At 52.0% G+C, this 24288-nt stretch carries 23 protein-coding genes; 18 read left to right on the top strand and 5 right to left on the bottom strand.

The features are described from left to right. Positions 1 to 81 precede the first annotated feature (81 nt). The 4 genes from gpmI (at position 82) to C7E00_RS00405 (ending at position 4576) form a co-directional block, all read left to right on the top strand. The gene (gene gpmI, locus C7E00_RS00420; protein WP_105302402.1) at positions 82 to 1665 is read left to right on the top strand and encodes a 2,3-bisphosphoglycerate-independent phosphoglycerate mutase; all 1584 of its coding nucleotides are present in this window, start codon (positions 82 to 84) and stop codon (positions 1663 to 1665) included. A gap of 66 nt (positions 1666 to 1731) precedes the next feature. Then, positions 1732 to 2628, top strand: coding sequence for a phosphodiester glycosidase family protein (locus C7E00_RS00415; RefSeq protein WP_105302401.1), 897 nt, complete (start codon positions 1732 to 1734; stop codon positions 2626 to 2628). Next, on the top strand, positions 2628 to 3680 hold the full coding sequence (locus tag C7E00_RS00410) for a hypothetical protein (protein ID WP_105302400.1): 1053 nt from the start codon (positions 2628 to 2630) through the stop codon (positions 3678 to 3680). Before C7E00_RS00415 ends, C7E00_RS00410 begins: the two co-directional genes overlap by 1 nt. Positions 3681 to 3808: 128 nt before the next feature. Beyond that, on the top strand, positions 3809 to 4576 hold the full coding sequence (locus C7E00_RS00405) for a tyrosine-protein phosphatase (RefSeq protein WP_105302399.1): 768 nt from the start codon (positions 3809 to 3811) through the stop codon (positions 4574 to 4576). Here C7E00_RS00405 and C7E00_RS00400 read toward each other — a convergent pair whose 3' ends face one another. After that, positions 4577 to 4993, bottom strand: a complete 417-nt coding sequence (locus C7E00_RS00400; protein WP_105302943.1) for a nucleoside 2-deoxyribosyltransferase — start codon at positions 4991 to 4993, stop codon at positions 4577 to 4579. A gap of 71 nt (positions 4994 to 5064) precedes the next feature. On the opposite strand from C7E00_RS00400, the gene C7E00_RS00395 reads away from it, so the two are divergent. The 4 genes from C7E00_RS00395 to C7E00_RS00380 are packed head-to-tail and all read left to right on the top strand — an operon-like array spanning position 5065 to position 8747. Continuing rightward, positions 5065 to 5604 (top strand): NUDIX domain-containing protein, encoded by a 540-nt coding sequence (locus C7E00_RS00395; protein WP_105302398.1) that lies wholly within the window; start codon positions 5065 to 5067, stop codon positions 5602 to 5604. Further along, on the top strand, positions 5601 to 7559 hold the full coding sequence (locus C7E00_RS00390) for an alpha/beta hydrolase family protein (protein ID WP_105302397.1): 1959 nt from the start codon (positions 5601 to 5603) through the stop codon (positions 7557 to 7559). Before C7E00_RS00395 ends, C7E00_RS00390 begins: the two co-directional genes overlap by 4 nt. A 1-nt stretch (position 7560) precedes the next feature. Further along, positions 7561 to 8040 carry an S-ribosylhomocysteine lyase gene (locus C7E00_RS00385; protein ID WP_105302396.1) on the top strand — a complete coding sequence of 160 codons (480 nt, stop codon included), beginning with the start codon at positions 7561 to 7563 and terminating at the stop codon, positions 8038 to 8040. An 8-nt stretch (positions 8041 to 8048) separates the two neighbouring features. Further along, positions 8049 to 8747, top strand: a complete 699-nt coding sequence (locus C7E00_RS00380) for a 5'-methylthioadenosine/adenosylhomocysteine nucleosidase (protein WP_105302395.1) — start codon at positions 8049 to 8051, stop codon at positions 8745 to 8747. A gap of 86 nt (positions 8748 to 8833) precedes the next feature. Here C7E00_RS00380 and C7E00_RS00375 read toward each other — a convergent pair whose 3' ends face one another. Next, positions 8834 to 9655: a M15 family metallopeptidase gene (locus C7E00_RS00375; RefSeq protein ID WP_105302394.1), complete on the bottom strand. Its 822-nt coding sequence runs from the start codon at positions 9653 to 9655 to the stop codon at positions 8834 to 8836. 16 nt (positions 9656 to 9671) lie between these two features. After that, positions 9672 to 10184 carry a QueT transporter family protein gene (locus tag C7E00_RS00370; protein ID WP_105302393.1) on the bottom strand — a complete coding sequence of 171 codons (513 nt, stop codon included), beginning with the start codon at positions 10182 to 10184 and terminating at the stop codon, positions 9672 to 9674. A 179-nt stretch (positions 10185 to 10363) separates the two neighbouring features. Here C7E00_RS00370 and C7E00_RS00365 point away from each other — a divergent pair, with 179 nt between their 5' ends. Genes C7E00_RS00365 through C7E00_RS00335 form a run of 7 tightly spaced genes read left to right on the top strand, consistent with a single transcriptional unit; the run spans position 10364 to position 17205 of the window. Continuing rightward, positions 10364 to 11059: a response regulator transcription factor gene (locus C7E00_RS00365; protein WP_105302392.1), complete on the top strand. Its 696-nt coding sequence runs from the start codon at positions 10364 to 10366 to the stop codon at positions 11057 to 11059. Further along, the gene (locus C7E00_RS00360) at positions 11049 to 12647 is read left to right on the top strand and encodes a HAMP domain-containing sensor histidine kinase (protein WP_105302391.1); all 1599 of its coding nucleotides are present in this window, start codon (positions 11049 to 11051) and stop codon (positions 12645 to 12647) included. Before C7E00_RS00365 ends, C7E00_RS00360 begins: the two co-directional genes overlap by 11 nt. An 18-nt stretch (positions 12648 to 12665) precedes the next feature. Then, positions 12666 to 13298 carry a dTMP kinase gene (gene tmk / locus C7E00_RS00355; protein ID WP_105302390.1) on the top strand — a complete coding sequence of 211 codons (633 nt, stop codon included), beginning with the start codon at positions 12666 to 12668 and terminating at the stop codon, positions 13296 to 13298. After that, positions 13288 to 14412, top strand: coding sequence for a hypothetical protein (locus C7E00_RS00350; protein WP_105302389.1), 1125 nt, complete (start codon positions 13288 to 13290; stop codon positions 14410 to 14412). Before tmk ends, C7E00_RS00350 begins: the two co-directional genes overlap by 11 nt. Continuing rightward, positions 14409 to 15626 carry a regulatory iron-sulfur-containing complex subunit RicT gene (ricT, locus tag C7E00_RS00345; RefSeq protein WP_105302388.1) on the top strand — a complete coding sequence of 406 codons (1218 nt, stop codon included), beginning with the start codon at positions 14409 to 14411 and terminating at the stop codon, positions 15624 to 15626. The genes C7E00_RS00350 and ricT overlap by 4 nt, the downstream gene beginning before the upstream one ends. Then, positions 15623 to 16477 (top strand): 16S rRNA (cytidine(1402)-2'-O)-methyltransferase, encoded by an 855-nt coding sequence (gene rsmI, locus C7E00_RS00340; protein ID WP_105302387.1) that lies wholly within the window; start codon positions 15623 to 15625, stop codon positions 16475 to 16477. The genes ricT and rsmI overlap by 4 nt, the downstream gene beginning before the upstream one ends. Before the next feature lie 2 nt (positions 16478 to 16479). Continuing rightward, complete coding sequence (locus C7E00_RS00335) at positions 16480 to 17205, top strand: PrsW family intramembrane metalloprotease (protein WP_105302386.1); 726 nt, start codon at positions 16480 to 16482, stop codon at positions 17203 to 17205. Here the strand turns inward: C7E00_RS00335 and C7E00_RS00330 are convergent, their stop codons facing one another. Then, positions 17206 to 18213, bottom strand: a complete 1008-nt coding sequence (locus C7E00_RS00330) for a nucleoid-associated protein (protein WP_105302385.1) — start codon at positions 18211 to 18213, stop codon at positions 17206 to 17208. It lies immediately after the preceding gene. 6 nt (positions 18214 to 18219) lie between these two features. Further along, positions 18220 to 19803 carry an NAD(P)/FAD-dependent oxidoreductase gene (locus C7E00_RS00325; protein WP_105302384.1) on the bottom strand — a complete coding sequence of 528 codons (1584 nt, stop codon included), beginning with the start codon at positions 19801 to 19803 and terminating at the stop codon, positions 18220 to 18222. A gap of 102 nt (positions 19804 to 19905) precedes the next feature. On the opposite strand from C7E00_RS00325, the gene C7E00_RS00320 reads away from it, so the two are divergent. The 3 genes from C7E00_RS00320 to C7E00_RS00310 are packed head-to-tail and all read left to right on the top strand — an operon-like array spanning position 19906 to position 24280. Continuing rightward, positions 19906 to 22776, top strand: a complete 2871-nt coding sequence (locus C7E00_RS00320; RefSeq protein WP_105302383.1) for an insulinase family protein — start codon at positions 19906 to 19908, stop codon at positions 22774 to 22776. Continuing rightward, positions 22776 to 23408 carry an alpha/beta hydrolase gene (locus tag C7E00_RS00315; RefSeq protein WP_105302382.1) on the top strand — a complete coding sequence of 211 codons (633 nt, stop codon included), beginning with the start codon at positions 22776 to 22778 and terminating at the stop codon, positions 23406 to 23408. Before C7E00_RS00320 ends, C7E00_RS00315 begins: the two co-directional genes overlap by 1 nt. Beyond that, positions 23405 to 24280, top strand: coding sequence for a DegV family protein (locus C7E00_RS00310; protein WP_105302381.1), 876 nt, complete (start codon positions 23405 to 23407; stop codon positions 24278 to 24280). Before C7E00_RS00315 ends, C7E00_RS00310 begins: the two co-directional genes overlap by 4 nt. The last annotated feature ends 8 nt before the right edge of the window (positions 24281 to 24288 follow it).

The following is a 24288-nucleotide window of genomic DNA, read 5'->3' as shown; positions in this document are numbered from 1 at the left end:
TAATAAATGCTTTGTGAAATCCTTCCGAAGGGACAGTGCCGGTGTGCTATATTAATAAGCGGTAAGAAAAGGAGAACACATATGAGCAAACCGGTAGTACTGGTAGTTATGGACGGTGTCGGCTGGACAGACAAAGACAACGGAAACGCTGTGCTTCATGCCTACAAGCCGCAGATTGATGAACTGATGACGAAATGGCCGCATACCACGATCAAGGCAAGCGGTACTGCAGTCGGCTTACCGAGCGACAAGGACATGGGCAACTCGGAAGTCGGACATAATGCATTAGGATGCGGGCAGATCTACTCCCAGGGCGCAAAGCTTGTCAATGAGAGCATCGAGTCCGGAAAGATCTACAGCAGCGATGCCTGGAAGGGTGCTGCAGACTATGTGAAGGCACATGATGGAAAGCTGCACTTCATCGGTCTGCTTTCCGATGGCAACGTGCATTCCAACATCTCCCATCTGATCGCAATGATCAAGGAAGCCAAGAAGGAAGGCATCCATGAAGTACGTGTGCATGCCCTGCTCGATGGACGTGATGTTCCGGAAACTTCTGCCCTGAAGTATGTCGATCAGCTCGAGGAAGTATTCAAGGAACTCAATGATGATACATTCCATGGCTGCATCGCTTCGGGCGGCGGCCGTATGGTCATCACGATGGACCGCTATGAAGCAGACTGGTCCATGGTTGAAAAAGGATGGCACATCCATGTGATGGGCGATGGCAGACAGTTCGCTTCCGCAAAAGAAGCAATCGAAACCTACCGCGGTGAAGGCGGCTATACCGATCAGTATCTGCCGGGATTCGTCATTGCCAAGGATGGCAAGCCGGTCGGAACGATTGATGACGGCGATTCCGTGATTCTCTTCAATTTCCGCGGCGACCGTGCAGTCGAGATCTCCAAGGCATTTGATTATATGAACAAGGGCTTCGACAAGTTCCCGATGCCGAAGAAGCCGCAGGTCTACTACGCAGGCATGCTGCAGTATGACGGAGACCTCAAGCTCCCGGATCACTTCCTGGTTGAACCGCCGCACATCGAGCACACGATGTCCGAGTTCCTCGTCAAGAAGGGTGTTTACAGCTATGCATGCTCCGAGACTCAGAAGTTCGGACATGTGACCTACTTCTGGAATGGCAACCGTTCCGAGAAGTTCGATGACAAGCTGGAGACCTGGGAAGAAGTTCCTTCTGATGTCATCCCGTTCGATCTGAAGCCGTGGATGAAGGCAGAAGAAGTCACCGATAAGATGATCGCTGCCATTGAGAGCGGCAAGTATCAGTTCCTGCGCTGCAACTATCCGAATGGCGATATGGTCGGCCATACCGGAAACTATGAAGCAACTCTGATCGGTGTCGAAGCAGTCGACCTGTCTCTGCGCCGCATCATGGATGCCTGCAAAAAAGCAGACTATACGCTCATTGTCGTTGCTGACCATGGCAACTCCGATGAGATGTACGACAAGGGAACCAACCCGGATGGAACACCGAAGCCGAAGACTTCGCATTCCCTGGCAAGAGTTCCGTTCGCCATCTACAACGGACCGGAAGGAACCGAGATCAAGGACGGTGACTTCGGACTTGCCAATGTGGCTGCTACTGTTGTTCAGCTGCTCGGTTTCGAGAAGCCAGAACAGTGGCTCGAATCCATCATCAAGTAATTCAGAATTACTTTCCGGGGAGCGGATATTCCGGCTCCCCGTTTTTATGGGAAAGGAAAACAGAATATGAAGAATCATACCCAGCACGGCGTGAAGCTCTCGGTATTAGCCGTCATCTCTGCTCTGGTATGCACCAGCTGCGGAGAAGCTTCCAGCACTGCAGCTGCTGCTTCGACCTCCAATTCAGGAGGAAGTGAAACCAAGCCGGTTTCTGCTGACATTGAAGTCACGGAATTCACCGGTGACGAGAATATTGATGACATCCGCATCGAGCACATCTCCGGCTCTACCTATGAAGGCTGGATGATGCTCATCCACGACCCGAGCGACATCACCGTCGAAGTCAATCCGAACCTGGCCAGCGGCGGCGCTGCTCCGGATCTGGATACCTATATGAAAGATTTCAATGCCGTTGCAGGCATCAATGCCGGCGGCTTCATCGATGTCGGCGGACATGGCGACGGCAGCCAGCCTCAGGGCATCGTAATCCATAAAGGTCAGCTCGTCTCCGGAAGTCTGACGGAATACTCCGATATCATCGGCATCGATTCAGACAATAAGCTGGTCTGCGCCGGCGCAACTGCTCAGGATGCTCTGAGCTGGGGCGTCCAGGAAGCAGTGACCTTCGGACCGATCTATATCAATAACTACGAAGACGTCTTCGATTACAGCACCACGAACCTGGCGATGCTCAATCCTCGTACTGCCATCGGCCAGGCAGGTGACGGAACCTTCCTGCTGCTGGTCATCGATGGCAGAGGACCTTCTTCCTTCGGCGCAGAATACGGCGATGTCGTGAAGGTATTCCAGGCCTATGATGCCATCAATGCCGCAAACCTCGACGGCGGCAACTCCAGTGCCATGATGTATAACGGCGAATACGTGAACAACACCGTATCCATGTACGGATCACGCAATCTGCCTACCGTATTCCTGGTCAAGGAAGGGGAGGGAAACAACTGATGAGCGCACGCATTTCATGGAAGAAAGCAATCGCAGTCATCTCTGCTGCAGCTGTCAGCGGACTTGTCTTCGGAAGAGTGATGCCGAAGAACCTCATCAGCGCCACTGCTGAAGAAGCAGCTGCTCCGGCAGATCTGATCAAGGAATACATCGGTGCATACCAGGCGGGTACTGACCTCTATACCGAATCCCTGAAGGTTGTTGATCACCTCAATACCGAAAACGACTACAACGCTGCCCTGAATTCAGTCTATGACGGACTTTCCAGCGTGCAGTATTCCATTGTCAACGACAGCGATACCGTCAAGGAATACAAGCTCTACAATTCCGACAATGTCCATATCGCAAATCTCCGTTCTGTTCAGCAGAGCGATGGAACATGGGCAACTGCAACCATCTTCAACGAACAGAAAGACTATACCATTGAAGCTCCGACCGGTCTCTCCATCACGATCAACGGACTTGATGCTGGTGCTCACCAGACCAAGACAGCAGTTCCGGCAGACAATTACAGCGGCCTCTCGGATACCTCTTCTGCACCGCTTGTCGATGTCTATGAAGCCGATGGCATGATCAGCGAACCGACTGTCGAAGTAAGCGGCAAGAGCGGATACACCACGATCAAGGACGTCACCAGCAATACGATCTATGTCGGCGAAGACGCAGCTTCTGATACCGATCTCGCCAATACGCTGATCAGCGACGCCAAGATCTGCGCAGGCTGGCCTGCCCAGGACAACGGCATCGGAGCCGTTGCGGCAATCTCCATCACCGACAGCGACTTCTATCAGAGAGTCTCCGGAGTTCAGAACCAGTGGTTTACTGCCCATGGAACCCCTGCCTATTCCAATGAAGCAGCACTGAAGATCGTCAAGCAGTCAGATGATTCCCTGATTGCCAATGTCATCTTCGACTACTACGCTTCCAATGGAGATGTCGACCGGACCTGGCATTGCGGCTATCAGATGACGATGCTCAATGTCGGAGGCACCTGGAAAATCGCAGGCTTCGGCGTCGACAGCACGCTGAACCCTAATCAGAAGACATACTGATCTGAAACAGACAGGAAACCGATTCCAGAGCGGAGTCGGTTTTTTTATACCTGCACGCAGGAATCATCCATGCATTTTCATCCCATTCTCACAAATCTCTGCTAAGATGAAAACAAGGTGTTCTGAATATGAAAATCAATCAGATCAATAAGGAAAATAATGTCCGCGATCTCGGCGGGTATCAGTCAAAAGATGGCAGGAAGATCAGAAAAGGGATCTTTTTCCGTTCCGGCGGTCTTTATCATCTGAATGAAGAAGAACTCGGGGCTCTGAAAGACCAGAATGTGAAGTATATCCTGGATCTGAGAGCAGACTATGAACAGAAGCGACATCCGGATCCGATCGTTCCAGGAACGGAAATCATCCAGCACAGCAATACTGTCAGCAAGTTCGGGGAACAGATCGACTTCTCTCCCAATGGCATGCATCAGACCGGCGAGGCAGCGGTAGAGCAGCTTCGGAAACTGGTCCGCTACTATGCGGCAATGCCATTTGAGAATGAAGCCCTGCATGCATTGATGAACGCAATCGAACAGGGAAAGACACCGCTATTATTTCACTGTGCAACCGGCAAGGACCGCACCGGCGTCGCAGCCATGGTTCTTCTGATGGCACTCAATATTCCGGAAGAAACAATTCTTCAGGATTATCTGAAGTCCAATGACTACCGGAAAGACATCATTGATTCCACCATGCAGGAATACCATGACCAGATCGAAAAGAGTCCTGAACTCGGAACTCTGATTCAGATGCAGACCGGCGTGCGCAGAGAAATCGGCCAGGCAGTACTGGATGGCATTAAAGAGAAATACGGATCTTATTCCAATTATCTGATTGAAGAATACGGCCTGGACCGTTCCAGACTGAAGCGGATCATGGATATGTATCTGGTCTGATCACTGTTTCAGGATCTCATCGATCATCCGGAACAGCTCTGCTTTCATCTCATAAGACTGAATATGGAAATACGGATCTCCGGCAAGCATTGCCGAGAGTTCGCATTCCTGATGCCGGTAGAAGATATATACCGGCTTTTCATACTGCTCGGCATAAGCCATCTCATATCCGACTCCTAAAGATGGATGCGTGCACTCGGCAATGACCAGGTCGCATTCTCTGAGCCAGGCTGTATCCTGTTCATAGATGGCCTGATCTTTTCCTCTGCCCTGTTCGAGAATGGAACGCTTCAGATCGCCGACCTGTTCGGTCAGGACGTGATCGGTCTTGTTGATATGCGCAATCAATTCCTGATAAAGCTGTGCATCATTTCTGCCGCCGCGGATTGATCCTGCAAAATATACCTTCTGATTCATAAACTTCCCTCTGTTCCCCATTATCGCAGAAAAGTGCTTCCTGCGTTAAGATATTGAAGCAGGAGGCACGCATGGATCTGAAAGAGAAAACAGTGTCTGAAAAGACTGTATACAGCGGAAAAATCATCAATGTACGTATGGACCAGGCAGAGATGCCGGATGGAAAGATCGTCGAACGGGAAGTCGTGGAACACCCGGGCGGCGTAGGAATTGCCATGGAAGACGAAGAAGGGAAATTCTTTCTCGTGACGCAATGGCGATATGCCCAGCGCACGGAAACCATCGAATACCCGGCCGGCAAGAAAGAGAAGGGAGAAGACCCCTTCACGACTGCAGCCAGAGAGATCATCGAAGAAACCGGATATGAAGGAACCGACTTCACGTATCTTGGCAGGATGATGCCGACCCCGGCCTATGATGAAGAAGTCATCGACATGTACTACTGCCGCAAAGGCGAGTATCGCGGCCAGCATCTGGATCCGGATGAATATCTCAATGTATCAAGAATGACTCTGGATGAAATCACCGCTCTGATCGTGCAGGGAAAGATCCAGGATGCCAAGACGATTGCAATGACCTTTCTGGTCAGGGAGATGAAAGCACAAGTATGAAACCGATTGAAATCAGCGATATTGCAGAATACCGGATTCCGGGCAATCTGAACTACAGCCCGGATGGAAAGAACCTCAGCTTTGATGTGACGAAAGGCGATCTGGAAGAGAATACGTATCATACGTCGGTCTGGCTCTATGATGGAAAAAAGGCAAGACAGATGACCTATTCCCTGGACGCTTCCTCTCTGTTCTGGGAGGACAATGAAACCCTGATTCTGAAACGGAAGAGCCCGAAGGGAAAAGAAGGAACCACAGAGCTGTTCCGTCTGAATATCCATGGCTCTGAAGCAGAACCATGGATCACGCTGCCGTTCATTCTGACTTCCATGAAGAAAGTCAGCGGACCGATCTATGCGGCACTCGGCCTCATCGACAGCAGAGATCCGGATGCCTATTGCGCAGATGAAGAAACCAGGAAACGCAGAAGCGAAGAGAAGAAAGCCGAAGCAGACTACCAGGTCGTGGATGAAGTTCCATACTGGTTCAACGGCATGGGCTTCACGAACCGCAGACGCACGGCCTTGTTCTTAGTGAAGACAGAACCAGAGTTTCAGGTCGAACGGATCACGAAGCCTGACTTCGATACCGGCTTCCTGATGGCAGATGGCGAGATGCTCTATTACACAGGCATGGAATGGGCTGGCAATCAGCCGCTGACTTCAAAGGTATACAGCTATGACACCAAGCACGGAAGAACTGCGGTTCTCTATGGCAGAAATGATCATTCTTTCGGCTCTCTCTGGATTCAGAAAGGACAGCTGTATGCAGAAGCCACCGACATGAAAGCCTATGGCGTCAATGAGACGATGAATCTGTATCTTCTGAAAGATAAGAAGCTGACCGAAGTCTATCGCCCGGAAGTCTCGCTGAATAACAGCGTCTGCGGCGATACGCTGGAAGACAGCGGACATTTCCGCACGGATGGATCTTTCCTCTATACCGAAGCCACCGAGATGGATCATACCTGCATCTATTCTTTCGATGAGAAGTTCCATCAGAAGACCGTCTGGGACAAACCAGGCATGACCGGCAGCTTTGATGTGAAAGGAAAGAAGCTTGCGGCAGTCTATCAGGACTGGAATCATGTCGCTGAAGTCTATGTGCAGGAAGGAACTGGCAGAGCCGTGCGCGTCACGAATCTGAATGATGAACTTCTTAAGGACAGATACATTGCCAGACCGATGCCGCTCTCCTTTACCTCAGACGGAGAGAAGCTGAAGGGATGGGTGCTTCTTCCGGAAGGATTCAATCCGAAGAAGAAGTATCCCGCCGTACTTGATGTTCATGGCGGACCGCGAGCAGTCTACGGAGAAACCTTCTTCCATGAGATGCAGGTCTGGGCAGCGAAAGGATTCGTCGTATTCTTCACGAACATCCGAGGCTCCGATGGAAGAGGAGATGCCTTCGCCGATATCCGTGATCAGTATGGATCCGTCGACTTCAGGAATCTGATGGACTTCACCGATGCCGTGCTGAAGAAGTATCCGAACATCGATCCGAAGAAAGTCTGCGAAACCGGCGGCAGCTATGGCGGCTTCATGACCAACTGGATCATCACGCATACCGACCGCTTCTGCTGTGCGGCAAGCCAGCGCTCCATCTCCAACTGGATCTCGATGTCCTATATCTCTGATATCGGTCCGTACTTCGGACCGGATCAGTGCGGTGCTTCCAGACTGAATGACTATGAGAAGCTCTGGGAACACTCTCCTCTGAAGTATGCCGATCAGTGCAAGACTCCGACTCTCTTCATTCACAGCGATGAAGACTACCGCTGCCCGCTGGAACAGGGAATGCAGATGATGCAGGCCCTCACGGTGCGCGGCGTTGAAACCAGAATGTGCATCTTCCATGGCGAGAATCATGAACTGAGCCGTTCCGGCAAGCCGAAGCATCGCATCCGCAGACTGAACGAAATCACTGTCTGGTTCACCCAGCATACGGAGAACTGAAATGGAAAAAATCACGAGCTTTAAGATCAATCATCTGCTCCTGGAACCAGGAGTCTATGTCTCCAGAAAAGACAAGTACGGAGATACGGTCATCACGACCTTCGATCTGCGCATGACAGCCCCGAACCGGGAACCGGTCATGAATACTGCCGAGGTTCATACAATTGAACACCTCGGTGCGACCTTTCTGCGCAATGATCCGGAGTATAAGGACCGGATCGTCTACTTCGGCCCGATGGGATGCAGAACCGGGTTCTACCTGCTTTTAGCAGGAAATTACAGCTCCGAAGACATTCTTCCGCTGATCATCCGGATGTTCGCATTCATCCAGGACTATGAAGGAGATATTCCGGGCGCTGCTCCATCAGACTGCGGCAACTATCTGGATCAGAATCTGAACATGGCCAGATATCTTGCCAGACGCTACATGAACAATACGCTGAAACATATCGACCAGGCCCATCTGGTCTATCCGAAGTGAGGAAGCTAATGAAGATCGGAATCATCGGAGCGATGGAAGTAGAAATCGCTTCTCTGAAGAAACAGATGAACATCACCCAGGAGAAAACAATCGCCCGGATGACCTTCATCGAAGGAACCATCGGAACCCAGGAAGTCGTGCTGGTACGCTCTGGTGTCGGCAAAGTCAATGCCGGCGTATGCGCGCAGCTGCTGATCACGGTATTCCATGTCACGCATGTCCTCAATACCGGTGTCGCAGGTTCTCTGAACAACGATATCAATATCGGCGATCTCGTCGTATCGAAAGATGCGATGTACCATGATGTCCACGCGGAAGTCTTCGGCTATCAGTCCGGCGAGATTCCTCAGCTCGGCATCGTGCAGTTTCCAGCCGATGAAACCCTCCGGAAGCTGGCTGTCGAAGGCATCCGGAAAGCAGCACCGGACGTTCAGGTATTTGAAGGAAGAATCCTGAGCGGAGATGCCTTCATCGCAGACCATCAGAAAAAGATGGAACTCAGAGAACAGTTCCATGGTGACTGCACGGAGATGGAAGGAACTGCCATAGCCCAGGTATGCTGGCTTAATCAGATTCCATTCGTCATCATCCGGGCAATCTCTGATAAAGCAGATGAAAGCGTCCAGGTCTCCTATGACGAATTCGAAGCCAAGGCTGCAGAACACTGCGCAAGCTTAGTATTCGAGATGCTGAAGAAAATAAACTGAAGGATCGCAGACCGCGGTCCTTTTTCATAGCTGGCAGCTTCTGCAGCTGCCGTTCCGCTACTCCGATCTCAGAAAAGCACTCCGCTTCAGGAAGCAGGAGTGCTGATCGGATCCGTATATTCTGTTCCTCCGGATACTCCGAAGTATTCTTCAATTGTTTCATCCGGGCTTACCGCATGAAGCTTTGCTGCCCAGTCCTTGCCGATATAGCGGTAATGCCATGGCTCATACGTATAGCCGGTAATTTCATCCTTGCCCTTCGGGTAGCGGATCACGAACCCGTATTCCCAGGCATGTTCATAAAGCCATTTTCCGCTCTCGGTATTCTCGAAGCCGGCGGTGAAGTCAGAACTTCCGTTTTCCACGAAGTCTGCTGCCAGACCAGTCTGATGATCGGAATACCCGGGTCTGGAACTGTAGGTGTCTGCAGCTTCCTGTCCATCTGATGCGACATAGCCCCAGTAGAGTTCCGACTGGTATTCTTCACTGCGGTAGGCACTGCTGAACTGCAGGTAGATTCCATCTTCGGCAGCAGCTGCCGTCATCTCTGCTTCCGCTTCCGCTGCTTCTTTTCTCATCATCGGGGCAATGTTTCCATGTCCCCCGAGCGTATTGACATCCACCAGATCAGAAGGCTCATATCCTTCCGGAAGCCGGTGGCTCTTGTTTGCGATCAATAACAGGCTGTCGGTATCCGTGAATAACGATGGATCATAGGTCGGCTCTGCTGAAGCAGAAGGCGTTGCAGCCGGCTGTGCCGAGGGCGAAACCTGAGCTGCTTCCTGTTTCTGATTTCTCGTACGGATCATATGAAATCCATAGAACACTGCTGCCGCAATTCCTGCGGCAATTGCGAAAAGAACCAGAATGCGGCCGATTCGGACTATTCTTTTCTTTCTGTGTGCCATGGATTTCTGGCTCCTTTCAGCTTCTGAAGAGGCCGCGTTTCTCAAGTGCTCTGATCAGAAGATAGCCGACGAAGACGGAGATCAGCTCTCCGACCGCAACCTCAGCCCCGAAGATCATCGTGCCGAGGAATTTATTGTCCGGCATATAAAGCACTGCAAGCTCTGCTCCCACGAAGAAGAAGTTGAAGACGACCGGCATCAGGATGCTCCAGAGAGGAATGCCTTTCACCAGCTTATTTCTCAGGTGATACGTGCACTCAGCTGCTAAGAAGGTTGCAAGGGTGCCGACGATGGCATCCAGGAATCCGGTCGGATTGATGCCTGTGGCAGCCCCGATCAGGTTTGCCAGGAAACAGCCCAGCGTAACCCCGTAGATGCCGTCATGATAGATCAGCGGCAGAAGCGTGAGGGCTTCGGCAATGCGGACCTGGATGGCTCCGAAGGAAATCAGCGATAACCCCGGAATAAAGCAGAGAACGGTGTAAATGGCTGCGATCATCGCAGTGCGGGTAAATTGATTCAGTTTCATTGATGAAAAATCTCCTTATTTTAGGTGTACGTCAGGTAGCCGCTACTGACGGAGGCATTTCTGCCTCGGCTACTTACAATACACCAGCCTTCGATTTCTGTCGATTCCGTTTTCTGAAATATCATTAAGAAACCGGGAATCCTCGCATCTGCGTGGTAATCTTTGTGCAAGAGGTGCATATGACATATCACATACTCGTAGCAGAAGATGACAGCGATATCGCGCAGCTTCTGAAGCTGTATCTGGAAAAAGAAGGATGGGAAGTCAGCCTGGCAGAAGACGGGGTCGAAGCCATGCAGATAGCGGAGAAGACCAAGGTCGATCTGGCCGTGCTGGATCTGATGATGCCCAGGATGGACGGCTGGGCCGTGACACAGAAACTGCGGGAGAAAAGCAATCTTCCGATTCTGATTCTTTCGGCCAGAAATCAGTATTCCGATAAAGTGATCGGACTGGATCTCGGGGCAGATGACTACATGACCAAGCCATTCAACCCGCTTGAGATCATTGCCCGCATCAAAGCACTGTTAAGAAGGTATTACAAGCTCGGAGCAGCTGAAACCTCTCCGGAAGTGCTGGAAGCAGGAGATCTGGTCCTGGACCAGAAGCGCATGACGCTGACCAAGCGCGGAGAGAACATTCCGCTGACGCCGACGGAATTCAGGATCCTGTCGATGCTGATGGAGAAACCGGGAACCGTATTCACGAAGATGCAGGTCTATACCGCCATCAACGGAACCTACTTTTCCAGCGATGACAATACGATCATGGTCCATATCTCCAATCTCCGCGACAAGATTGAAGACGATGCGAAGAACCCGCAGTATATCCATACGGTAAGAGGGCTCGGATACCGCTTTGAATATGAAAAATAAGAAAAAGAACATCTCGATGTTCTGGATGCTGGTCTTCCAGTATGCCTGCTTTGCGGCAATCGTGCTGGTAGCCCTGGGCGGCATCGGCAAGTTCCTGAACCAGCTCATCACGAATTCCTATTCCAATCCTGCTTTTGTTCATGGGGAAGAGATCGCGCAGTATGCCGCGGATGGAAAAGAATCGTCGATTCCGAAAAACTGGCTGAATGGCAATGGCTGGTATCTTCTGATCGGCGAAGACGGAACTCCCATCTCGGGATCCTCCGGATCACCAGAAAACCTTCTGCTCAATGCGGAGGATGTTTCGATTCTTTCGATTGGCGATGGCTATATCGGATATACGGAATACCAGGAAGAAGATGGCGCGAAAACGGGAGAATACATTGCCTACAGCCCGGAAAGCACGGCAGAGGGCAGTGCATTTTCCATTGAAGGAATGTTTCTGGTGGATGTATCAACCGGAACGGTTACGTACAGCACTCTGGATAAGATTCCGGTCGGCGATCATATTTCAGAAACCCTGCGCATGGTGCTGATCGGCGAAAGCAGCGGCAGCACGATTTCAGTCTATTCCGAAACCATGCAGGATGGATCACCTTGCGTCGTTCTGGTCGGAGTTCCCAAGGTCAGCACGGTCAGAGAGAATTCAAAGATTGATCTTGTGATCCAGATGTATGACGTGATTCTGATCGCAGCATTTGTGATCATTCTGCTCGTATTCGTTTTGTGGCTGAGCAGATGGTTCCGCAAGCCTATCACCATGCTGTCGAAAGCGATGACCGAGGTTGCAGAAGGAAATGTCGGTGAGCAGATCGCCTATCGCGGTCCAGCAGAATTCACAGAGATGTGCGACAGCTTCAATACGATGAGTGCACGTCTTGAGAAAACAGAGCAGGAACGCCGTCAGGCTGAGCAGGAAAAACAGCAGATGCTGGCTGATATCTCGCATGATCTCAAGACTCCGATCACCGTGATCGAAGGCTATGCCAGGGCGATCCGGGATGGCGTGATCCCGGAGTCCCAGGAGAAACAGTATCTGTCGCTGATCGAAGAAAAAAGCGAGCAGCTGACCGGCTTGATCAATGAGTTCCACACGTTCTCGAAGATGGATCACCCGGCTTATCATCTTGATCTGCAGAAGACGGACTTGACCGAAATGGTCCGTCAATACCTGGCTGGCAAATACCCGGAATGCGAGCTTTCAGGAGATACGCTTGAAGCAGATCTGCCGGAAACCGAGATTCCATGCATGCTGGATACCGCTCTGTTCCATAGAGCACTCGACAATATCGTGAATAATTCGATCCGTCATAATGCTGCCGGAATTGTCATTCATGCTTCCCTGCAGAAAGAGGAAAAGACTGCAGTTCTGATTCTGGAAGACAGCGGCTCCGGGCTCTCCGACTATGCAAGAGAACATATCTTCGAACCATTCGTGACCGGCAATGATGCCCGCAATTCCAAAGGCAGCGGCCTCGGCATGGCAATCACGAAGAAAATCATCGAAGCAGAAGGCGGAACCATCGAGCTGCTTCCGGAAACAGAGACCTGGAAGACCCGCTTCGCGATCCATCTTAGGACTCTTTGAGCGTGGTATAATCGCTCTATGAGCACAGGAAAATTCATTACCTTCGAAGGCCCGGACGGAAGCGGCAAAACAACCGTCTCCACCGCTGTCACTGAAAAGCTTCAGGCAGACGGATACCGGGTCATCTATACCAGAGAACCAGGCGGTTCCGAAATTGCCGAGCAGATCCGCAATGTCATTCTGAAACCCGAGAATACGGCCATGGATGTGCGCACGGAAGCGCTGCTTTACGCTGCCAGCCGCCGCCAGCATCTCGTGGAAGTGATTCTGCCCGCCCTGAAACAGGGCATCCATGTGATCTCCGACCGGTTCATTGACAGCTCGCTTGCCTATCAGGGCGTCGGAAGAGGCATCAGCATCCAGGCAGTCTATGACATCAATCAGTTCGCGATTGAAAATCATATGCCTGACAAAACGATCTTCCTGAACATTGATGCAGAGACCGGACTCGATCGTATCAGCCATCATCGGGCTTATCTCGATCGTCTCGATCAGGAAAAGCTCAGTTTCCATCAGGCAGTCTATGAAGGCTATCAGCAGGTCATCTCGAAATACAGAGAACGCATGATTCTCATCGACGCATCAAAACCTGTCGAAGAAGTGATTCAGAATGCCTATGAAGCAGTGAAAGGATTTCTGGATGGCGACTAAGAAGCTGACCGCAAAAGAGAAAGAACAGATTGCGGAAGCCTCGAAGCGAATCGAACAGGAAACAGAGTCCCGGCAGAACCGGGTACAGATCAGAAAGCTTCTTGCCCAGTATGAACCAACCGCATACCGCTTTCTGGATCAGGCTCTGAAGACCGGCAGTCTCCCGCATGCATGTCTGTTTCTCGGGCCGAAAGGCTCCCTGAAGAAAGACATGGCTTTTCTGGTTGCGGGCAGCCTGTTTGCCAAGACAGAGACCGGCCTTGCGGAAGAAGAAAATCTTTCTGCAGAAAAGCAGATGATCTTCACCAGAATGGCCGCAGGCGACTACAGTTCGCTGATTCTCATTGACGGATACCGGAAAAGTGCCATCTCCAAAGACGAAGCAGATGAGATCCAGAGCCGTTTCTCCGTCACTGCTGCCGAAGGCGGCGTGAAGGTCTATATCATCGATCATATGGAGAACAGCAGCGACAGTGCTCAGAACAGCCTGCTCAAGTTTCTCGAAGAACCAGCCAGAGATGTCTATGCCATTCTGACTGCGGACCATGCAGAGGGGATTCTTCCTACTATCAGGTCACGCTGCGTGATCGTTCCGTTCCGGCCATTGCCTGCCGATGTCTACCGCAAGGCGGCAGAACAGGCAGGCCTGGACCCCGAAGACGCATTCTTCCTGTCCGGCATCTCTTCCGACTTCCGGAATATGGGCGACCAGGCAGCCTCTTATGCCTATCAGACTGCCAAGCAGATGCTGAAGCAGTATCTGAACGTGCAGGGAGATCAGCGCCTTCTCGTCGTGGACTATGAAGCCAGATACCGGGTCCGTTCTTCGAAGACCGATGAATCCGTGAAGACAGCCGATGCCAGAGATGCCAATCTCGATATGCTCCAGCTGTTTTTCAGCATGGTCATGCAGTTCTGCAAGTCCGTGCTCGTTCATGACGCAGATGGACCGGCATGGTATCATAATGCAGTAAGCGCTGCCATGAACGACAGTCCGCGCATCTATGAACGCAGACTGCGGATCGCCATGGAAGAACGCGACCGCGTGAACCGGAACAATGACCTCAGCCTCTTATTCGCCCAGGCCATGTACCGGATGGAGGTAGAATCATGAATGAACCAAGAACAGCGGAAACGCCGAAGAACTATACCTACAGCGTATCCGTGAAATTTGACAACAGCAGCCGGGCCTATTCGTTCGGAACGGAAAATCCGGACCTGAAGAACGGCGATGCCGTGGTCGTCGAAACCCAGCAGGGTGTCGAGCTCGGCAGAGTCCAGGGTACCCCGCAGTGCACCAGCAAGATGGTGCCATGCCGCATGCCCCAGAGACCGATACTCAGAATTGCCGATGAAGAAGACCTGCAGGACTATGAAACCAACAAGGAATACTCCCGCGAAGCTTATGAGATCTGCAATGCAGAAATCACGAACCTCGGCCTGAATATGCACCTGCTGAGAGCAGAATACATGCTCGATCGTTCCAAGATCCTGTTCATCTACCAGTCTGAGCAGCGCGTGGACTTCCGGGAACTTCTGAAACGCCTCGGATCACAGCTGCATTGCCGCATTGAACTGCGCCAGATCGGCGAACGCGACAAGGCGAAGATGGTCGGCGGCATCGGCATGTGCGGCATGGAATGCTGCTGCAGCCGTTTCAAGACGCATATGGACGTCATTTCCATCAACATGGCCAAGACCCAGCTGCTTGCCCTGAATACGGAGAAGCTGTCCGGCATGTGCGGCAAGCTGATGTGCTGCCTGAAGTATGAAAACGACAACTACAAAGAGCTGACTGAAGGCCTGCCGAAAATGGGTGCCCACGTGGAATATGACGGCGTCATGTACCGGGTCGCATCCATGAATGTCATGTCCAATGAAGCCCGCCTTGAAAACAGCGAGACCTACCAGGTCATCTCGATTGAAGACCTCCGCACGAAGGCCATTGTCCGCAAAGGCGTGACCGTCGGCAGAAAAGGTCCCCAGCGCTCTGCTGGAAAGCCTGCTCATATCGCCCCGGGCGTCAGAAATGTCGAGACGCCGACCGACTTCCGGGCTACCAATTCCGAGAAGAACCGCGGCATCTCTTCCGAGTCGAAGAAAGTCACTCCGGCTTCTGATCTTTCCGATCGCCGCAAGCCGAGAAGAAACGATGCCCATGCCGGCCTGAAACCGCAGGCATCTGCACCGAAGAAACCCGCAGTCCGCACGGCAGGGCCGCGCCGTCCGAAGCACCCGGTGCATACTGAAACCAATAATCCGAATGTGACTGTCCGCAGCTTCAAGTCCAAGAAGAAGGCAGAGACAGAGAAAGAAGAAGCCAAGTGAACCGCCAGAAGAGCTTTGAAAATGAGAAGCCTTCCCTGTTTCTGGTTCCGACTCCGATCGGAAATCTCAATGAGATGACCCCGAGAGCAGTGGAAGTGCTGAACAGCGTGGACGTCATCGCCTGCGAAGACACCCGCACTTCCGGTCAGCTGCTGAAGCATTTCGAAATTCATAAGCGGCTGATCGCCTATCAGAACTTCAACGAAGATTCCAGTGCAAAAGGAATTCTGAACCTGCTGTCGCAGGGCCAGAACGTTGCCCTGATCAGCGATGCCGGCTATCCGCTCATTAATGATCCCGGCCAGCGCATCGTGACCGAAGCTGCCGCCGCCGGATACAACGTCATTCCGCTGTCCGGATGCAGTGCGATGCTCGATGGCCTGGTGGCCAGCGGCTTAGTTGCGCAGCCATTTATCTTCATCGGCTTTCTGCCGTCCTCTTCGCATGAACGGAAAAAGAAGATGCAGGAATACCGCAGCTATTCGATGACGATGATTTTTTATGAAGCACCCCATCGCATCACGAAAATGCTCGAAGACTGCCTCGAGGTATTCGGCGACCGGAAATGCTGCCTGGCCAGAGAACTCACGAAAGTACATGAAGAATTCCTGCGCGGCACCGTGAAGGAACTGCTTGAAGTCAGCGAAGAGCTGAAAGGGGAGATGGTCGTGATCATGGACGGAAACCATGATGACTACTCCAAAGATGTTGACTATGGCATGATTCTCTCCAAAGTGAATGAGAATGTTGCCCTCGGCATGACCAAATCCGAAGCCATCCGGCACGTCGCTGCCGAAACCGGGTTTTCGAAAAATAAGATCTACGAGCTTGTCCACAGCAAGGAGAACTGACTATGAGCCATGTATACGACCTGCCGATTGTCACTGCGCTGATTTATCTGGCTGCCGCAATCACTCCGGCCGCAGTCCTGCTCCGCTTCATCTATCAGAACGACAAGATTGAAAAAGAGCCAGCCAGGCTCTTAGTCTCTCTGCTGTTCGGCGGCGTGCTTGCTGCCCTTGCAGCGATGGTGCTCGAATGGATCGGCGAAGATCTTCTGATTCCGTCCCTTCCCATCTCCGAAGGAACCGCATCTGCCGCAATCGCGGATGCCATCCTCGTAGGAATCTCAGAAGAAGGAGCGAAGTTCTATTTCCTGAAACGCAGAAGCTGGAATCAGCCCGCCTTCAACTACCGCTTTGACGGGGTCGTATATGCAGTATTCGTAAGCCTCGGCTTTGCGGCGTTCGAGAATATTCTCTATATCGCTCAGTATGGTCTGAGCATCGCTCTGTCAAGAGCTCTGCTCGCCATTCCTGCGCACTTGTCCTTCGGAGTATTCCTCGGCTCCTATTACGGCCGCGCAAAAGTATGCGACGTCTATGGCGACGACGTCGGCAGAAGCAGAAACCTGCTGGCCGGATTTGTTTCCGCTGCCGGGCTTCATGCCTTCTATGATGGCTGCATCATGGTGAATACATCTCTGTCCACCGCGGTCTTTGCCATCTTCGTCATCGCGCTATTTTGCTATGTCTACCGGGAAGTGAAGAAGGAATCCCAGGAAGACTTAGCCATCTGACTACCGGTTCGTGATCTTTCCGATATGCTTCAGCTCGATAGAAATCGTTCCATCCGGATGATTCGTGAACTCGATGAAATCCGGACTGCTGAAATATTCGGTCGGAAACGTCAGCTCAATTCCGGTATCCGTCCGGATTCTCTGGTTCTTCAGCTTTCTCACTGCAGCAGTCTTAGGCAGAACCACTTCTTCCGGAATCTCTTCTTCTTCTGCCCGTTTCTCAAACGCAGTCTTCAGTTCCTCTGATTCAGAAAACACATGAGACGAAAGATCTTCCGTCGTCACACTTGGCGAAGATTCGGTCGTCTGACGAAGATAGTTCTTGACCCGGCTCACCATCAGTGCCGGGTTTTCTTCATGTTCTTCTGCCACCTGCTCCGTGATCTTCGTCAGCGTCTTCAGCACTTCTTCGGAAGACTTTCCGGACGTGCACCCGAGCACTTCCTGCATCAGAGAAGAATCAGCATTCTTCGAAGCTTCATCCAGGAAGCGGATCGAGAAATCATCCAGGCATACAAAGGCAGCTGAGCGGATCTTCTTCGAGAATCCAGGCAGCACGGAATACGACTCGAGAATCGTATTCACCGTCCGCTCATTCTGCTCCGTGATCTGCGTGAATGCTTTGGAAATTTCCAGGAACAGGATGCCTGCATATCTCTTTCCATTCTGCTCATAGTCCAGCACCAGACAGTCTGCTGGCAGATCGAGATACGTCTTCATGACTTCTTCAGCAGTCTGCGCCGCCTGCATCGAAAACGGAAGGAAATCCAGTTCACCCTCTGCATACTGCTCCAGAACTCTCTTCATGGAACTGTCCTCACGGAACGTTCCTTCCCGGTTCTGCATATCGTTGACCGCCCGCACCATCTGATGCATCACATAGCTGAATACCGTTTCATCCTCCAGATCCAGAACCTGCTCGGAATATACCGAAGCCCCGGTCCTGAAATCCAGAATATGCAGCACTGCCGCATGCAGAATCAGTTCCTCATCTTGTTCTTCTGACATCACTGTTTACTCCAATCCTTCCGGCGGTGCAAAGCGGGCAATGATCTGCTCCGCTGCCTTCACGCCGTCAATCGCTGACGAAACAATTCCGCCGGAATACCCGGCACCTTCTCCGCACGGATACAATCCCGCGACTTCTGATTCCATTGTTGAAAGATTCCGCAATATCCGTACCGGTGAACTCGTTCTCGTCTCCACGCCGGTAAATAATGCCCCGTTCTTCGTAAACCCCGGGAAGATTTTCTCGGTATGCACCAGCATCTCTGCAAGACTCTGATTCATCCGTTCATTCAGCAGGGGATGCAGATCCAGCATCTTCACCCCCAGCGGATAGGTCGGCACCACATCCAAGATCTCATTGCCGGCTGAAGGATCCAGATAATGCGCAATCGTTTCGCACGGCGCTTTTCCGTTTCCCATTTCAAAGGCCAGATGTTCCATGCGCTCCTGGAACTCCACGCCTGCCATCAGGCCTTCCCCGAAATCCGACGCATCCGTCTGAATGACCAGGGCGCTGTTGGCATTCCTGCCATCTCTTGCCGCATACGACATACCGTTGACGACCACCGTATCTTTCTCACTCGCCGCCGCGACCACATATCCCCCAGGGCACATGCAGAAACTGTATACGCCTTTACCAAGCGAAGACGTATGACTCAGATGATACTCCGCCGCCGGCAGAACGGTTCCCTCCGGAATGCTGCGGTACTGTCTGGCATTGATGAAGGACTGCAGATGCTCTGCCCGGAACCCGACCGCAAACTGCTTCGCCTCCATCGGCACCCCGCACTCCTCCAGCATCCGGAACGTATCTCTGGCACTATGACCGATCGCAAGAATCAGCATCCGGCACGGAAGCACGCTCCCGTCACTCAGCTTCACTTCTTTCAGAGAACCATGATCCGTGACGATCTGCTCCAGCTTCGTCATGAATCGCACTTCTCCGCCCATCCTTTCGATTGCTTTTCTCAGATTCTCATCAATCCCGCACAGCGCATCTGTGCCGATATGCGGATGATTCATCCATATGATCGAAGGATCCGCACCAGCCTTCACCAATTCTGTCAGAATCAGACGCACTCTGGGATCCTTGACCCGGGTCGTCAGCTTTCCATCTGAGAATGCCCCGGCACCGCCTTCACCGAACTGCACATTCCTCTCCGGATCCAGCACTCCGGTTTTCCAGTACGAATCCACCGCTGCCTTGCGGTCTTCAATTGCCGGACCCCGTTCCACGACAATCGGCCGGTATCCTTTCGCCGCAAGCAGATAAGCAGCCGCCATCCCTGCCGGGCCGAACCCGGCAATGACCGGTCTCGTCTCCAGAACCTCTGAACCAGCCTCAGGCACTTGATAGTGATACGGCTCAGTGTGCCTTGCCTTCAGCTTCTTCAGATAAAAAGCTTCGTTCTCCAGCTCCAGATCAATCTGCCAGTCATAGCGCGGCGCTCTTTTGGCCCTTGCGTCTAACGAACGATGAACAATCTCTGCAGAATGCACATCTGCAGCCTTGATATGATGTTCCCTGATCGCGGTCTCAATCGGATCTGCCTGATCAGAAACAGGGGTATGAACTTCAATTCTAAGCATATTCCAGCTCCATTCCGGGACTATTCTATCATGCGGCGCCAGAGACTTGTCCGGATGCGCAGTGTGATACACTGAATAGGACAAGGAAAGAAAGGATTGCCCATGGAATTGAATCTCAATGATGAACTGCACGGCTTCCGCGTGACCCGCATACGCCCGCTCGAAGACCGTCATGGAACCCTCTATGAAATGGAACACGAAAAGACCGGCGCAAAGCTCTGCTGGCTCGCCCGGGCAGAAGAAAACAAGACCTTCTGCATCGGCTTTCGCACGATCCCGGAAAACGATACCGGCGTATTTCATATCTGTGAACACTCTGTGCTTAACGGATCCCGGAAATACCCGGTCAGAGAACCATTCGTCGATCTTCTGAAATCTTCTCTGCAGACATTTCTGAATGCGATGACCGGCTCTGACAAGACTTTCTATCCCGTCAGCAGCCGCAACCCCAGAGACTTCCTGAATCTGATGGACGTTTATCTCGATGCCGTTCTGCACCCGGCCATCTATACGAATCCGGATATCTTCCGTCAGGAAGGCTGGCACTATGAAATCCGCAACCCGGAAGACGAACCAGTCTATAAAGGCGTCGTCTTCAATGAGATGAAAGGCGCCTTCTCCTCCGTCGATGAAACCATCATCGACGAGATGAACCGCATTCTGTTCCCGGATAACTGCTATAAATATGTATCCGGAGGAGATCCCGAACATATTCCGGACCTCTCTTATGAAGACTTCCTGGCAACGCATAAGCGTTTCTATCATCCCGGCAACTCCATGACCTTCCTCGATGGAGATCTGGACATCGATGCAGTGCTCGGGAAGATTGACGGATACTTCCGGGACTATGACCACAGCAATGGTGCCCCGGCAATTCCGATGCAGAAAGATGTACCTGCATGCAGGAAAAAGAACTTCTATGAAATCGCACCGGATGAAGATCCGAAGAACAAGACGCAGATCACCTTCGGCCGCGTGATCGGAACGTATGAAGACGTGAAGAAACTGCTGGCCTGGGATGTACTTTCCAGCGTGCTTGCAGAACACAATGAGTCTCCGCTGAAGAAAGCAGTCCTCGAAGCAGGGGCGGGGCAGGATGTCGAGATCGCGGTCATCGATTCGATGCTGCAGCCATATGCCGCAGTCATTGTCCGCAATACTGATGAAGCCCTTGCTGAAAAAGCAGAGAAAGTTATCAAAGACACCCTCAGTGACCTTGCGGAACATGGCCTTGATCATGAAGCTATCCTGGCTGCCCTCAGCCAGAACGAATTCCATTACCGGGAACCGAAAGAACCAGCCGGAGTCATGCTGGCAGCTTCTTCCTATAATTCATGGATGTATGGCGGCGATCCGGAACTGTATCTGAACTGCGGCAGCTGCTATCAGGAACTGCGTGCAGAAACAGAATCCGGATACTTCGAGAATCTGCTGAAAGAATTCCTGGATCCTGATCATCTCTCTCTGCTGATCACGCTCCCGGATCCGGATCTCGGAAAGAAGAGAGCCGAGAAAGAAGCAGCCCGTCTTCATTCCGTCAAGGAATCCTGGGGACCGGAGATCACCAAGTATATTGCCGAGAACCTCGAACTGGATGAGTGGCAGGCAGGCACGGATACTCCGGAGCAGAAAGCTTCTCTTCCGAAGCTCAGCCTCTCTGAAGTCTCCGCAAAGCCGATTCCGCTGGAGCCGGAAGAACAGGAATATCACCATGTTCCGATCCTGCTGTATCCAGAGAGCGACAGCGGCATTGTCTATCTGAATCTGTACTTTAGCGCTGCCGGTCTCAGAAAAGAACAGCTTCCGTATGCAGGCATGTATTCCCATCTGCTGTCCAGGCTGCCGACGAAATCGCATACTCTTCCGGAACTGCAGCAGGAGATCCGCCGCTATGTCGGAAACCTGTCATTCTACGCAGACGTCTATGCCGCAGCCGGCCATCCGGATGCCTGCATTCCGGTATTGGCTTGTTCCTGCAGCGTGCTGAAGGAAAACCTTCCGAAAGCAGTGGATCTGATTCTTGAGATTCTGCAGGAGACTATTCTGGATCCGGCGATGATTCAGCCGATGGTCCTGCAGGAAAAGGAACAGTACCGCCAGACCCTGATCGCTGGCGGGCATAGTGCGGCAATTCTGAGAGCGGCTGCACATTTCACGGCCGATAATGCCGCAAAAGAATACTTCAGCGGCATCACCGCTGCACAGAAGATCAGCGAGCTTGCCGACCATTATGATCAGCTCTCCGCAGAATTCGTTAATGAAGCAGAGATGTACCAGGAAGTGATCTTCAGCAGAAACCGGCTGACCATGAGCATCTCCGGAGAAGAGAATCTTCCGGAATGCAGGAGAATCATCGATTCCCTGAATGACATTCCATTCCAGCGCTGTGTCGTCCACTATCCGCTGCTCACTGATCCAAGAGAAGGCATCGAGATTCCTGCTCAGATCGGCTACAGTGCTTCCGTGATCCGTCTTCCGGAATACAGCGGACACGCAAGAGTACTAGCCCATATGATGACTTACGGATATCTCTGGACAGAGATCCGCGTAAAAGGAGGAGCCTACGGAACCGGCTTCCTCGTCTCTCCGAGCGGCATCACCGGATGCTGGAGCTATCGCGATCCGACTCCCGGAAAGTCCTTGAGTGTCTATCAGAACGTCCCGGCAGCGATCCGCGAAATGGCAGCTTCTTCGGACGATCTGACCGACTACATCATCGGCACCATCGCTTCCGCAGAACCGCTGATGACTCCTGGCCAGAAACAGAGAACCGGGGACAGCCTCTGGTTCCGCGGTCAGACCTATGAGTCCAGACAGGTGCGCAGACAGGAGATTCTGTCTACCGTTCCGGAAGATCTGGTTCAGCTCGCTGATCAGATTGAATCTGCAGAGAATCGCGCAGAAGTACTGGCAGCACCGAAGCAGATGCTGGAACAGGAAGAAGGCATGACGATTCTCCGCATAGAAGACTGATGAACGCGTTCAATCCAGGCAGGAGAGTCCTTGCAGTTCTGATCGGAGAAGAAGACATTCATCGCATCAGCACAGCCCTGCCGGAGATTTCCATTCTGCAGATTCCTGTATCAGAGAAGGACTGGAATGATCATCTCTCGCCATGGCCCGCAGAGAAAGTATTCCGGAAAGGAACGGACTTCAGCGGCCATGCGGATTCCTTCCTGAAAGACCAGGTGGAACCGGTTCTGCTGGAAGCACAGAAAGACTATTCTCAGATTTTCCTCTGCGGATATTCTCTTGCCGGTCTCTTCGCTCTGTATGCGTCTGCCAGAATCGAGGGCATTGATGGAGTGATGTCTGCCTCCGGATCCCTCTGGTATCCAGGCTTCACGGAATTCCTGAAACAGAATCCATCTCATGCGGAGTTCTTCTATCTCTCCATCGGCAATGCCGAGAAGAATTCCAGGTCCCCGATTCTCAGCACGGTGGAGGAAAAGACCATAGAAACAAAAGAGATTCTGGAATCGCAGAACAGGCACGTATTCTATGAACTGCGTGAAGGCGGACACTTTTCGGACCCCTGTCCAAGAATCATCCGCGGCATCGAAAAGCTTGAGGGGATGTGTTACGATAATCCCCGAATTCTATGAACGATTATATTATTGCGACTGCATCCACTGCAGACCTGACTCCGGAATACCTTCAGCAGCACCATATTCCGTTCATTTCATATCCTTATGTCCTTGATGGAAAGGAATACCGCGATGACTGCCGCCCGGAAACCAGAGTGAAGATGTATGAAGCCATGCGCAATGGCGCCGAAGTCAGCACTTCCGCCATTTCCATCTATGACTACCATAAGTTCTTCGTGAAACTGATGCAGGAAAAGAAGGACATTCTCTACCTCGACATGACCAGCGCGATCTCTTCTTCATTGAAGAATGCCCAGATGGCAGCGAACATGATCCGCGAAGAATATCCTGAGCAGCGCTTTGTCTATCTGGAAACCTATGCTGTCACCGATATCCTCGGACTGCTCGTCAAGAAAGCAGTCTCGATGAAAGAAGCCGGAGCATCTCTGGATGAAGTCATCAGCTGGCTTGAAAGCCATAAGCTGGAATACATCGGCAGATTCATGGTCGATGACCTCAAATGGCTGCGAAAAGGCGGACGCCTTTCCAACGCTTCAGCCTGGATCGGCACGCTGCTTTCCATCAAGCCATTGATTATCGTCGATGACGAAGGAAAACTGGTTGCCTACAAGAAAGCCCACGGAAAGCGCAAAGCCTGGAGTGAACTCATCGCAGATATGAAAGACACGATGAACGAACAGACCCCTGAAGAAGAAGTTGCGGTTATCCACTCCGGAACCCCTGAAGACGCAGAGCAATTTCGTGCAAAGATCCTGGAAACTTATCCGCAGCTGAAGAAAGTGACCGTCAACCTGCTCGGCCCGGTCATTACCGCACATGTCGGCCCGGGCTTCATGGCTGTTGTCTATCACGGCACCAATCGGAAGTGATTGCAGAG

Origin of the sequence: Anaerolactibacter massiliensis (assembly GCF_900290205.1) — a bacterium.
Taxonomy (GTDB): domain Bacteria; phylum Bacillota_I; class Bacilli_A; order Erysipelotrichales; family Erysipelotrichaceae; genus Bulleidia; species Bulleidia intestinalis.
Note: the sequence above shows the minus strand (reverse complement) of the source record. Positions and strands in the feature narration are given on the sequence as shown.

Excerpts from the sequence above, each read along its gene's own strand:
- gpmI (WP_105302402.1), top strand. The coding sequence starts at position 82 with ATGAGCAAACCGGTAGTACTGGTAGTTATGGACGGTGTCGGCTGGACA.
- C7E00_RS00415 (WP_105302401.1), top strand. The coding sequence starts at position 1,732 with ATGAAGAATCATACCCAGCACGGCGTGAAGCTCTCGGTATTAGCCGTC.
- C7E00_RS00410 (WP_105302400.1), top strand. The coding sequence starts at position 2,628 with ATGAGCGCACGCATTTCATGGAAGAAAGCAATCGCAGTCATCTCTGCT.
- C7E00_RS00405 (WP_105302399.1), top strand. The coding sequence starts at position 3,809 with ATGAAAATCAATCAGATCAATAAGGAAAATAATGTCCGCGATCTCGGC.
- C7E00_RS00400 (WP_105302943.1), bottom strand. The coding sequence starts at position 4,993 with ATGAATCAGAAGGTATATTTTGCAGGATCAATCCGCGGCGGCAGAAAT.
- C7E00_RS00395 (WP_105302398.1), top strand. The coding sequence starts at position 5,065 with ATGGATCTGAAAGAGAAAACAGTGTCTGAAAAGACTGTATACAGCGGA.
- C7E00_RS00390 (WP_105302397.1), top strand. The coding sequence starts at position 5,601 with ATGAAACCGATTGAAATCAGCGATATTGCAGAATACCGGATTCCGGGC.
- C7E00_RS00385 (WP_105302396.1), top strand. The coding sequence starts at position 7,561 with ATGGAAAAAATCACGAGCTTTAAGATCAATCATCTGCTCCTGGAACCA.
- C7E00_RS00380 (WP_105302395.1), top strand. The coding sequence starts at position 8,049 with ATGAAGATCGGAATCATCGGAGCGATGGAAGTAGAAATCGCTTCTCTG.
- C7E00_RS00375 (WP_105302394.1), bottom strand. The coding sequence starts at position 9,655 with ATGGCACACAGAAAGAAAAGAATAGTCCGAATCGGCCGCATTCTGGTT.
- C7E00_RS00370 (WP_105302393.1), bottom strand. The coding sequence starts at position 10,184 with ATGAAACTGAATCAATTTACCCGCACTGCGATGATCGCAGCCATTTAC.
- C7E00_RS00365 (WP_105302392.1), top strand. The coding sequence starts at position 10,364 with ATGACATATCACATACTCGTAGCAGAAGATGACAGCGATATCGCGCAG.
- C7E00_RS00360 (WP_105302391.1), top strand. The coding sequence starts at position 11,049 with ATGAAAAATAAGAAAAAGAACATCTCGATGTTCTGGATGCTGGTCTTC.
- tmk (WP_105302390.1), top strand. The coding sequence starts at position 12,666 with ATGAGCACAGGAAAATTCATTACCTTCGAAGGCCCGGACGGAAGCGGC.
- C7E00_RS00350 (WP_105302389.1), top strand. The coding sequence starts at position 13,288 with ATGGCGACTAAGAAGCTGACCGCAAAAGAGAAAGAACAGATTGCGGAA.
- ricT (WP_105302388.1), top strand. The coding sequence starts at position 14,409 with ATGAATGAACCAAGAACAGCGGAAACGCCGAAGAACTATACCTACAGC.
- C7E00_RS00335 (WP_105302386.1), top strand. The coding sequence starts at position 16,480 with ATGAGCCATGTATACGACCTGCCGATTGTCACTGCGCTGATTTATCTG.
- C7E00_RS00330 (WP_105302385.1), bottom strand. The coding sequence starts at position 18,213 with ATGTCAGAAGAACAAGATGAGGAACTGATTCTGCATGCGGCAGTGCTG.
- C7E00_RS00325 (WP_105302384.1), bottom strand. The coding sequence starts at position 19,803 with ATGCTTAGAATTGAAGTTCATACCCCTGTTTCTGATCAGGCAGATCCG.
- C7E00_RS00320 (WP_105302383.1), top strand. The coding sequence starts at position 19,906 with ATGGAATTGAATCTCAATGATGAACTGCACGGCTTCCGCGTGACCCGC.
- C7E00_RS00315 (WP_105302382.1), top strand. The coding sequence starts at position 22,776 with ATGAACGCGTTCAATCCAGGCAGGAGAGTCCTTGCAGTTCTGATCGGA.
- C7E00_RS00310 (WP_105302381.1), top strand. The coding sequence starts at position 23,405 with ATGAACGATTATATTATTGCGACTGCATCCACTGCAGACCTGACTCCG.